Raw genomic sequence first — 2341 nt, forward strand, 5'->3', positions numbered from 1 at the left:
TTGGTTAAGTCCTCGATCGATTAGTATCAGTCAGCTCCACACGTCACCGCGCTTCCACCTCTGACCTATCAACCTGATCATCTTTCAGGGATCTTACTAGCTTGCGCTATGGGAAATCTCATCTTGAGGGGGGCTTCATGCTTAGATGCTTTCAGCACTTATCCCTTCCGCACATAGCTACCCAGCGATGCTCTTGGCAGAACAACTGGTACACCAGCGGTGCGTCCATCCCGGTCCTCTCGTACTAAGGACAGCTCCTCTCAAATTTCCTACGCCCACGACGGATAGGGACCGAACTGTCTCACGACGTTCTGAACCCAGCTCGCGTACCGCTTTAATGGGCGAACAGCCCAACCCTTGGGACCGACTACAGCCCCAGGATGCGATGAGCCGACATCGAGGTGCCAAACCTCCCCGTCGATGTGGACTCTTGGGGGAGATAAGCCTGTTATCCCCGGGGTAGCTTTTATCCGTTGAGCGATGGCCCTTCCATGCGGAACCACCGGATCACTAAGCCCGACTTTCGTCCCTGCTCGACTTGTAGGTCTCGCAGTCAAGCTCCCTTGTGCCTTTACACTCTACGAATGATTTCCAACCATTCTGAGGGAACCTTTGGGCGCCTCCGTTACTCTTTAGGAGGCGACCGCCCCAGTCAAACTGCCCACCTGACACTGTCTCCCACCCCGATCAGGGGTGCGGGTTAGAATTTCAATACAGCCAGAGTAGTATCCCACCGACGCCTCCACCGAAGCTAGCGCTCCGGCTTCTCAGGCTCCTACCTATCCTGTACAAGCTGTACCAAAATTCAATATCAGGCTACAGTAAAGCTCCACGGGGTCTTTCCGTCCTGTCGCGGGTAACCTGCATCTTCACAGGTACTATAATTTCACCGAGTCTCTCGTTGAGACAGTGCCCAGATCGTTACACCTTTCGTGCGGGTCGGAACTTACCCGACAAGGAATTTCGCTACCTTAGGACCGTTATAGTTACGGCCGCCGTTTACTGGGGCTTCGATTCAGAGCTTCGCTTGCGCTAACCCCTCCTCTTAACCTTCCAGCACCGGGCAGGTGTCAGCCCCTATACTTCGCCTTGCGGCTTCGCAGAGACCTGTGTTTTTGCTAAACAGTCGCCTGGGCCTATTCACTGCGGCTTTTCTGGGCTATAAACCCTAAAAAGCACCCCTTCTCCCGAAGTTACGGGGTCATTTTGCCGAGTTCCTTAACGAGAGTTCTCTCGCTCACCTTAGGATTCTCTCCTCGCCTACCTGTGTCGGTTTGCGGTACGGGCACCTTTTTCCTCGCTAGAGGCTTTTCTTGGCAGTGTGGAATCAGGAACTTCGGTACTATATTTCCCTCGCTATCACAGCTCAGCCTTCACGCAAACGGGATTTTCCTCGCTTGCAGCCTAACTGCTTAGACGCGCATATCCAACAGCGCGCTTACCCTATCCTCCTGCGTCCCCCCATTGCTCAAACGGAAAAGAGGTGGTACAGGAATATCAACCTGTTGTCCATCGCCTACGCCTTTCGGCCTCGGCTTAGGTCCCGACTAACCCTGAGCGGACGAGCCTTCCTCAGGAAACCTTAGGCATTCGGTGGATGGGATTCTCACCCATCTTTCGCTACTCATACCGGCATTCTCACTTCTAAGCGCTCCACCAGTCCTTACGGTCTAGCTTCAACGCCCTTAGAACGCTCTCCTACCACTGACATCTAAGATGTCAATCCACAGCTTCGGTGATACGTTTAGCCCCGGTACATTTTCGGCGCGGAGTCACTCGACCAGTGAGCTATTACGCACTCTTTAAATGGTGGCTGCTTCTAAGCCAACATCCTGGTTGTCTAAGCAACTCCACATCCTTTTCCACTTAACGTATACTTTGGGACCTTAGCTGGTGGTCTGGGCTGTTTCCCTTTCGACTACGGATCTTATCACTCGCAGTCTGACTCCCATGGATAAGTCTTTGGCATTCGGAGTTTGTCTGAATTCGGTAACCCGATGAGGGCCCCTAGTCCAAACAGTGCTCTACCTCCAAGACTCTTACTACATGAGGCTAGCCCTAAAGCTATTTCGGAGAGAACCAGCTATCTCCAAGTTCGATTGGAATTTCTCCGCTACCCACACCTCATCCCCGCACTTTTCAACGTGCGTGGGTTCGGGCCTCCATCCAGTGTTACCTGGACTTCACCCTGGACATGGGTAGATCACCTGGTTTCGGGTCTACGACCACATACTCATTCGCCCTATTCAGACTCGCTTTCGCTACGGCTCCGTCTCTTCAACTTAACCTCGCATGTAATCGTAACTCGCCGGTTCATTCTACAAAAGGCACGCTATCACCC

At 53.0% G+C, this 2341-nt stretch carries 1 rRNA gene; it reads right to left on the reverse strand.

Annotation, left to right across the window (positions count from 1 at the left end):
- Positions 1 to 2341, reverse strand: a 23S ribosomal RNA gene (locus ACFYKX_RS27165); the annotation flags it as partial.

The organism is Cytobacillus spartinae, assembly GCF_042865285.1.
Classification (GTDB): Bacteria; Bacillota; Bacilli; order Bacillales; family Cytobacillaceae; genus Robertmurraya_A; species Robertmurraya_A spartinae.